Annotated in this window: 4 protein-coding genes and 3 pseudogenes; all 7 read right to left on the bottom strand. The window is 49.0% G+C overall.

Annotation, left to right across the window (positions count from 1 at the left end):
* Window positions 1-154 (bottom strand): annotated as a pseudogene (locus AC1DUA_RS22610) (alpha-ketoacid dehydrogenase subunit beta); the annotation flags it as partial.
* A gap of 1 nt (window position 155) precedes the next feature.
* On the bottom strand, window positions 156-1,166 hold the full coding sequence (locus AC1DUA_RS22605) for a thiamine pyrophosphate-dependent dehydrogenase E1 component subunit alpha (protein WP_477501916.1): 1,011 nt from the start codon (window positions 1,164-1,166) through the stop codon (window positions 156-158).
* A 23-nt stretch (window positions 1,167-1,189) separates the two neighbouring features.
* A pseudogene (locus tag AC1DUA_RS22600) lies at window positions 1,190-4,160 on the bottom strand (methylmalonyl-CoA mutase family protein).
* A gap of 69 nt (window positions 4,161-4,229) precedes the next feature.
* A complete protein-coding gene (prpB, locus tag AC1DUA_RS22595; RefSeq protein WP_477501915.1) occupies window positions 4,230-5,138 on the bottom strand; it encodes a methylisocitrate lyase in 909 nt (302 codons plus the stop codon).
* A 50-nt stretch (window positions 5,139-5,188) separates the two neighbouring features.
* The gene (locus tag AC1DUA_RS22590; RefSeq protein ID WP_477501914.1) at window positions 5,189-6,637 is read right to left on the bottom strand and encodes a bifunctional 2-methylcitrate dehydratase/aconitate hydratase; all 1,449 of its coding nucleotides are present in this window, start codon (window positions 6,635-6,637) and stop codon (window positions 5,189-5,191) included.
* 68 nt (window positions 6,638-6,705) lie between these two features.
* Window positions 6,706-7,581 (bottom strand): annotated as a pseudogene (locus AC1DUA_RS22585) (citrate/2-methylcitrate synthase); the annotation flags it as partial.
* 33 nt (window positions 7,582-7,614) lie between these two features.
* Window positions 7,615-8,453, bottom strand: an 839-nt coding sequence (locus AC1DUA_RS22580) for an acyl-CoA dehydrogenase family protein (RefSeq protein WP_477501913.1), incomplete at its 5' end; no start/stop codon positions are given.

Here is an 8,453-nt window from a genome sequence, read left to right as displayed (position 1 = left end):
CCCTCAGTTCGCCGAACTTATCGCGCATGCCTTTCGTTGCGTTCAGCACACCCCCTTTACCGATATCTTCGCCGAGTACAAAAACGCAGTCATCCCGCTCCATTTCCTCTGCCATCGCTGAACGAATAGCCTCCAGGTAGGTTATGATTGGCATCTCAAACATCACCCCCATCTTCCGCATACACATGCCGCAGCACGTCCTCCGGTGCCGGATATGGCGATTTTTCAGCGTATTTTGTGGCTTCATTCACTTCTTTGGCTATATTATCTTGCAATGCGCGATCGAGCTCCTCGCTAAGCACGTCACTCTCTAACAAATAACGCCGAAATCGCTGGACGCCATCCTGTTCCTTGTGATATTCAACTTCTTCTTTCGTCCTATAGAGCATATCGTCGTCGGCTGTGGAATGAGGCGGAATTCTATACATCATCGCTTCAATTAATGTAGGACCATAGCCACGAACAGCACGCTCTCTTGCTTCTTTCACTGCACGATATACGTCGAGGGCATCATTACCATCAACACGTTGGCCTGGAAAACCGTACCCTGCCGCACGATCCACGACACGACCAGCCACCTGCCGATGTGCAGGAATTGAAATCGCATATTGATTGTTTTCGCATAGGAAAATCACAGGCAGCTTGAATACACCAGCAAAGTTGAAAGCTTCATGCACATCTCCCTGATTACTTGAGCCTTCTCCAAAAGTCACGAAAGCAATATGCTCTTCCTTCCTCATCAAGGCTGTGAGCGCAATACCAACCGCATGAAGAACTTGCGTAGCTACTGGGCTTGAGCCAGATACGATATGGAGCTTTTTATTACCGAAATGTCCTGGCATTTGCCTGCCACCGTTAATATCCTCCGCTTTAAACAGCGCAGCCAGCAGCAGCTCCTGGACCGTCATGCCTATCGTTAGCACAAATGCATAATCTCTGTAGTAGGGAAGAAAATAGTCCTGCTGTTTATCCAAAGCGAACGCCGCCGCCACCTGTGCCGCTTCTTGGCCGATACTGGAAATGTGAAATACCGTTTTACCAGATCTTTGCAGCAGTGTGGCACGTTCATCAAACTTTCTCGCTTTCAGCATGTAAGAATACATCTTCAGCACGTCATCGTCCGTTAAACCCAGCTGTTGATGTTTGAGAATGTGCTGAGAAGACATCGCCATTCCTCCTCTTCTGCTCTCTACATGTTTCTGCGATATTGCCCGCCGACCTGATAAAGCGCCCGTGTAATTTGCCCAAGACTCGCAACCTTGACAGTATCCATCAATTCTGCAAAAATATATCCGCCTGAGAGCGCCACATTTTGAAGCTTCTGCAAAGCCTGTGGAGCTGTCTGTTGATTTCGACCAAGAAATTCCCGAAGATGGGTAATTTGTTGATCTTTCTCTGCCGTTGATGCCCTGGCAAGCGGAATATCCATGTCTCCTGTAGGTGGATTAGGATTCAGGAATGTATTGACGCCTATGATCGGCAAGTCCCCTTCATGTTTTTTCATTTCATAGACCATAGATTCATTCTGAATTTTACCCCTTTGATACTGCGACTCCATTGCGCCAAGCACACCGCCACGATCACTAATGCGCTCTAGCTCTTGCAGGACGGCCTCCTCGACCAGATCCGTTAATTCCTCAATGATGAATGAGCCCTGAAGCATGTTCTCGTTTTTGATAAAACCAAGCTCTTTCGTAATGATTAACTGAATCGCCATCGCACGGCGGACCGACTCCTCCGTGGGCGTCGTTACAGCCTCATCATAAGAATTCGTATGCAGCGAATTACAGTTGTCCAGCAGCGCCATCAATGCCTGAAGAGTCGTGCGAATGTCGAGAAATCGGGTTCGCCCCTGCCTCCGCGATATGATAGCCCGAGATGGAAACCGAATAATAATTCCGCACTTCCTGATCGATAAAATACTGCTGAATATCCCCCATCATCCGCAGCGCGAATTCGGTAGAGAAAATACAGGTGTTCTGTCCCTGATCCTCCTTCAAAATATCCGCTTGCACCGTCCCTCTTACGGATTTCAGCGTTATCCTGCGAATTTCCACTATCTCATCGCTAGTTGGTTCTCTTCCGCTATTCTGTGCGAAACGCTCGATCTGATCGTCCATCGCCGTATTCATATACATCGCCAATATGATCGGCGCAGGCCCATTAATCGTCATGGAAACAGACGTCATTGGATCGCACAAATCGAAGCCGGCATACAGCTTTTTCATATCATCTAATGTGCAAATACTGACGCCGCTTTCGCCAATTTTGCCATAAATATCTTGCCGCTCCGCAGGATCCTCCCCGTACAACGTGACAGAGTCAAAAGCTGTGCTGAGACGTTTGGCTTGATCATTTTTGGACAAATAATGGAATCTCAGATTCGTTCGTTCGGGTGTGCCTTCGCCTGCGAACTGACGTTTGGGGTCCTCTGCTGTACGCTTAAAAGGAAACACGCCTGCGGTATATGGGAATTCACCGGGCACATTTTCTCGGTACAGCCATCGAATAACATCGCCTGCATCTCGATACTTAGGCAAGCTGATTTTCGGGATATCCACTCCTGACAAGCTTGTCGTGGTGAGTTCCGTCACGATTTCCTTATCGCGAACACGAGTAATGAACGTCTTGCCGCTGTATTGTTTCTGACGCTCGGGCCACTCAGCCAGCATACGGAGTGTATCTTTATGCATTTGGTTCTCAAAGCTCATCTTGATCGCTTGGAGCGAAGCTAATCTTTCATCTGAAGCCTGCATTTGCCTTGTGGCTTCTATTGCTCCATCTAGCCGATAGCAGGAACTCGCCAGCTCCGCCTCCTTTTCGGCAAAAGCATGATAGGACCGTATACGCTGTGCGATTTCACCTAAATAACGCGTACGATCAACAGGTATAATTACATGCGTTTTCGTATGAGCAGCTGAGGCGAAGCCATGAATCGGCCATTGCAGTGAACACTTGCGGTTCAACGTATGGATAAGCGCCTTAAATAATGTATCCACGCCTATATCGTTAAATTGGCTAGCCATTGTGCCATAGACAGGCATCGTTTCATAAGGTTCAGAGAATCTGTTGTGATTTCGCTGCACCTGCTTCTTCACATCCCGAAGAGCGTCCTCTGACCCTCGCCGGTCAAATTTATTAATCGCAATCAAATCTGCGTAATCAAGCATATCGATCTTCTCTAACTGCGATGGCGCTCCGAATTCGCTTGTCATCACATAGAGGGAAACATCCGCGAGTTTGGTAATCTGGTGGTCCCCTTGGCCAATTCCGCTCGTTTCGACGAGGATTAGATTAAAGCCCGCTTCCTGCAGAACAGCAATAGCTGGACGAAGCGCAGCGGATAATTCATTACCTGATCCGCGTGTAGCCATACTGCGCATATACACGCGCTCGGAATGGACCGCATTCATGCGTATCCGATCCCCAAGCAAAGCTCCCCCGCTTCGCTGTTTGGTCGGGTCCACCGACAGAATAGCGATTGTCTTATCCGGATATTGCCGCAGGAAACGCTGGACGATTTCGTCCGTTAAGGAGCTTTTACCCGCTCCTCCTGTGCCTGTGATCCCAACAATAGGGCACACTGGCACCTGTGTCTGTAAATTGACCTGATCTTCCCGCGTGGTGTTCGCTGCGTTTTCACATGAGAGTTCTGCCGATGTAATGCGCTGCGCAAGAGATCTATGATTTTTTCCTTCCCTGGTGTCGTTATCTCCTCCCTTGTCAGCATCAACTGTACAGAAATCGCATTCTTTCATCATGTAAGAAATCATCCCTTGAAGCCCTAGTTCCCTGCCATCGTCTGGCGAAAAAAGGCGTGAAACGCCATATTCATGCAGCCTTTTGATCTCCGAAGGCAGGATGACACCGCCCCCTCCACCGAAAACTTTGATACTGGAGGCCCCTTTTTCGCGCAGTAAATCGATCATATAGGTAAAAAATTCGACATGCCCACCTTGATAAGAGGACACGGCAATGCCTTGAACATCCTCCTGAATGGCTGCCTGCACAATCTCCTGAACCGACCGGTTATGCCCAAGATGAATAACTTCCGCTCCGCTAGCTTGCAGAATTCGCCGCATAATCGTTATAGACACATCATGGCCGTCGAACAAAGCGGAAGCAGTGACGAATCGCACTTTATGATCTCCTGATGACACCGCTGAACCTCCTCTCCTCGGATGACGGATGTGCACAAAAACCCCACCGACATTAGGTATCAGTGAGGCCTAGCCCTTTTCGGGCAAAACGGTTTTGGCTATTTTTCCATCCAGCGCTTCATACTCGAAATAACGAATCGTCTCATACAACTCGCTGCGTGTTTGCATTTGGCTTAGAGATTGTTTCTGCGTGCCGGTCATCTGAATCTCCTCAAACACCATTGCCATCGCTTTGGCCGCTACACGCAGKGAAGTCACCGGATAAATAACCATGCGATATCCCCAGCTTTCAAACTGCTGCGCTGTAAAATACGGTGTTCTACCAAATTCCGTCATATTCGCCAGCAGCGGACAGTTTAATTCTTGACTGAATCTGAGAAATTCCTCTTCTGTCTCGAGCGCTTCTGGAAAAATGGCATCTGCGCCGGCAGCCACATATTGCTTCGCCCTCTCGATCGCTGCGTCCATGCCCTCCACACTTTTGGCATCTGTGCGGGCAATCAGGTATAACGTAGGGGACACAGCTTTGATCGTTTGGATTTTTTGCATCATCTCCTCAGCGGAAATCAGCTTTTTCCCGTTCAAATGCCCGCATTTCTTCGGCATATCTTGATCTTCCAGTTGAACGGCTGCGACTTTGGCCTCCACCATCTCCTTCGCTGTTCGTGCTACATTCAGAACACCTCCGAAGCCTGTGTCGATATCGACCAACAGCGGAAGTCCCGACGCTCGAACCAGCTCACGGGCACGCTCCGCCACCTCGTTTGAATAGATGAGGCCTAAATCCGGCAGCCCTCTGCTAGCTGTATACGCAGCACCAGACAGATATATGGCCTCAAACTTAGCTTGCTTGGCAATAAGAGCTGCCATACCATCGTGTGCGCCGGGAATTTTGACAATTGGCCGGGCTTCAACGAGTTGACGAAAACGGGCGGCTAACTGCTTTTGTTCAGGTTCTTCTTCAATGAGCCATGCCATAGGAACCTCCTGCATGATCATGTTTCATTAATCGCGTTTCATACCAGTGGTCAAATAACAAAAAGCGAAATGAACTCCTGACAAGGCGTCTGAATGAAACGCTCATAATCGAGAGTAAGGTTCAAAATGTCAGCCGTTTTTTTCTTCGGGAAGCGGGTCAGAAGGTTAGTCTCAAATTTCTCTATCACTTTGGGCAGCCCTTCCGCACGCCGCCTGCGATGACCGATCGGATATTCACAGACAACTTTCTCCGTTGATGTGCCATCCTGAAAATGAATTTGGACCGCATTCGCGATCGAACGTTTGTCCGGGTCCAGATAATCTCTACTGTATGGTTCCTCTTCGGTGACAATCATCTTCGCTCTGAGCGCATCAATACGCGGGTCTTTCGCAATGTTTTCTTCATAGTGTTCAGCCGTAAGTGTTCCATACAGGAGTCCGATAGCAACCATGTACTGCAAACAATGATCCCGATCCGCTGGATTAGACAAAGGTCCTTTTTTATCAATAATCCGGATGGCGGATTGATGGGTTGTAAGCGTGATAGACTTAATAGCCTCTATACGTTCATTTACCAAAGGATGCAGCTCAAGCGCGCATTCCACAGCTGTCTGCGCATGAAATTCGGCAGGGAATGAGATTTTGAATAAAATATGTTCCATCACATAGGAACCAAGCGCTCGGCCTAACGTTAGCTCTTTGCCTCGGAATAACACATCTTGGAAGCCCCATGTTTTGGCTGAAAGCGCGGTAGCATACCCCATTTCACCTCCGACAGACATGAAAGCCAGACGGACGGCACGACTAGTCGCATCTCCGGCAGCCCAGGACTTGCGCGAGCCTGTATTGGGAGCATGCCTGTAAGTTCTTAAACTGGCTCCATCAATCCAGGCATTCGAGAGCGCGCTGCACACCTCCGCTTTGGTTCCACCAAGCATGGCAGTCGCCACTGCCGTTGACGCTATTTTAACAAGATGAACATGGTCTAAGCCTACACGATTTAAGCTATTCTCTAGGGCCAGTACGCCTTGAATCTCATGTGCTTTAATGGACATCGTGAGAATGTCCTTCAAATAGAGAGGCATTTTGCCCTCTGCTACCCTGCTGCGGCTGATATAGTCGGCAAGCGCCAGAATACAGCCTAGATTATCGGATGGATGCCCCCATTCAGCAGCCAACCACGTGTCGTTATAGTCGAGCCAGCGGATCATACAGCCGATATTGAATGCCGCATGAACAGGGTCCAATTCATACCGGGTACCTGGTACTCGGGCGCCTCCAGGCAAACTCGCTCCTGGCACAATCGGGCCCAAATGTTTCGCACATTCCGGAAAACGCAGCGCAAGCAAGCCGGTTCCTAGGGAATCCAACAAGACATGCTGCGCAATGAGATAGGCTTCCTCACTTTCAATGTGCGCATTTAACGTATAATCGGCAATTTCTTCAATTAGGGGGTCAAACGTCATCTCCTTATCGGCCGAATTCTCATAACCGCTCATGCTCATGTCGTCCTTTCTGGCAAATTTCTTTCCAGCGCTCAAGGATGTAAGTTCCTAGGTCCTGTGTACTGATATAGCTCAGGTTGATTTTTCTCTAACGCAAGTGCGGCTAAAGCATCCTTCATCAGCAGTGCGCGCGGATCGGCTTTTTTCATATATACCCGATGACCGAATCCCATAATGCGTTCCTTCCGAGCTAGTTTGCTTAACATAAGCGTTTCAAGGTTGCCTTCCGAGCCTGCTTCTAGCAGCATCTCCATAACTGCTTCATTGGCGCCTCCGTGCAGCGTGCCTTTCAGAGAAGCGACCGCTCCCGTAAGCGCGCCRTATAGATCGGACTGCGTCGAAGCAATCACCCTTGCCGCGAATGTCGAATTCGGCATTTCATGCTCACTGTAGACGATGAGAGATTGATCAAAAATATCCTCTTCCATCTTCGAAGGCACCTGACCCGTAATCATGTACAAAAAATTAGCTGAATACGATAGGTCTCTACGTGGTTCTACGAACATTTGTTTGGTCTTAGCTTGGTACCCATTTGCTACAATTTGTGGTACCTTTGCCAGCAATCTAATCGCTTTTCGTGCATTTGCCTCCCTAGAACGGTCTTCAAGCTCGTTATCGAAGCTAGCTAAAGCTGAAATACCCGTCCGCAACACATCCATAAGATTGGCTTGCTCTGGCAATAGACGAAGGATAGAACAAATGTTCGGTGGCAATCCGTATTCATCTTTAATTTTCGCTTCAAACGACGCTCGTTCATCTTCATCAGGCAGTAATCCTTCAAGCAATAGCCTTGCAACATCCAGATAGGTAACCTGGTGTGCAAGTTCAATGAGATCATACCCGCGAACCACAATTTCTTCCTTCTCAACATCCAAATAGGAAATCCCCGTCTCACTTGCAATGACATTTTCCAGTCCAGGGTGATAGCTATTACTCATCTCATCGCTCCCCTTCCTCTCTTCCTACCGCGTCTAGTCGGCAAGCAGCATGCGGGAAATCACAATACGCTGGATTTCATTCGTCCCTTCATAGATTTGTGTGACTTTGGCGTCGCGCATATAGCGCTCTACTGGATAATCTTTCGTGTAGCCATAACCTCCGAAAATTTGAACAGCTTCAATACTGACAGCTACAGCCGTATCACTGGCAAAAAGCTTCGCTATGGCAGCCTCCTTCCCATACGGCAAGCCTTTGCTTTCCTTCCATGCTGCTTGATAAGTCAGCAGTCTGGCTGCTTCAATCCTGGTCGCCATATCAGCAAGTTTAAAAGCAATAGCCTGCTGCGCTCCGATCGGCTTACCGAACTGCTTGCGCTGCTTCGCATAGCTAATCGAAGCCTCCATCGCCGCCTGAGCAATCCCAAGCGCTTGCGCGGCAATGCCGATTCGCCCGCCATCCAGACTTCGCATGGCAATTCGGAAGCCCTCGCCCTCCACTCCGAGTAAGTTTCCCGCAGGCACGCGGCAACTCTCAAATCGCAGCTCGAGCGTTGGCGAAGAGCGAATGCCAAGTTTTCTCTCCTTGTGGCCAAAAATAAAACCTTCGGACCCTTTCTCCACAAGGAATGCGCTGCACCCGCGCTTCTTGTTCAGTTGGTCCGTCATGGCAAATACGATATAGACGTCCGCTTCACCGCCATTTGTCACGAAGAGCTTGGAACCATTTAGTACATAATGGTCTCCATCCMTGACAGCCGTTGTTTTCATCGCTCCCGCGTCAGACCCTGAACCGCTTTCTGTCAAGCTGTAAGCGCCTAGCTTCTTACCCAGAGCTAACGGACGCAAAAACGTTATTTTCTGCGCTTCTGTCC

The organism is Paenibacillus sp. 01T422, from assembly GCF_056398785.1.
The sequence above is the reverse complement of the archived record's forward strand: the minus strand, read 5'-3'. Positions and strand labels throughout refer to the sequence as shown.

Bases quoted from the DNA above. Each gene is read 5' to 3' on its own strand.
- AC1DUA_RS22605 (WP_477501916.1), bottom strand. From the start codon at position 1,166: ATGTCTTCTCAGCACATTCTCAAACATCAACAGCTGGGTTTAACGGAC.
- AC1DUA_RS22590 (WP_477501914.1), bottom strand. From the start codon at position 6,637: ATGAGCGGTTATGAGAATTCGGCCGATAAGGAGATGACGTTTGACCCC.